The organism is Psychrobacter sp. 1U2, assembly GCF_051847575.1.
In genome coordinates this window covers 1-647 of sequence record NZ_JBPYDC010001271.1, presented here as the reverse complement: position 1 = coordinate 647, position 647 = coordinate 1, and the positions used below count along the sequence as shown (strand labels likewise).

At 41.6% G+C, this 647-nt stretch carries 2 protein-coding genes; both read right to left on the bottom strand.

Annotated features, from left to right (window positions below; genetic code table 11):
- On the bottom strand, positions 1–323 hold a 323-nt coding region (locus ACS8FD_RS21595; RefSeq protein WP_439277381.1), incomplete at its 3' end, for a hypothetical protein.
- Positions 324–363: 40 nt separating this feature from the next.
- A partial coding sequence (locus ACS8FD_RS21590) for an alpha/beta hydrolase (RefSeq protein WP_439277380.1) occupies positions 364–647 on the bottom strand: 284 nt, incomplete at its 5' end.

The window sequence follows — 647 nt, the reverse complement described above, 5'->3', positions numbered from 1 at the left end:
CCATAACTTGCTGGATCGACCAGCTCTAACATATCAGCGCATGCTTCAGAATAGAACAATCGGTACTCAGGATTATAAAACCCTGGAATTATAGTTCTAATCAAAGCCAAATAGTCGTATTTAAGGCTTTTACGTTTGTTGAACCAACGTATGGCATAGTCAATATCACACATAACTGGAATCAACACCCAGTGGCTAGGCTCCATATAAATCGTCTTACGTCGCAGTCTACCATCGCGATGACTTGAGCTAATACAATCGTAACGTTGCTCGCCCAATTCATTAATCACAAGCTCACAATGACTATAGGGAGAACCAGTCAAATTACCTGACTGGCTTTGATATTTTGTTGCTTTTTGGCCTTTAAGCCAAGACTTCATTTAGCCATTTACCAATATTTTGTATTTGCGGCATACAGACCTGATGCGCCATTGGATAAGTATTATATTCAACGTCATATCCCTTGTCTGATAACAATTGCTGTGCTTGCTGACCCAAAATTACAGGAACGACTGGATCGTGAGTACCGTGTTCGATCAATATCGGTATCTCTTTATTAGCAGTGCTATAGTCAATGTGATCATCGGTTGCCAAATACGTAGATAAGGTCATCAATCCCGCCAGCCGCTCAGGATAGCCAAGCGCGA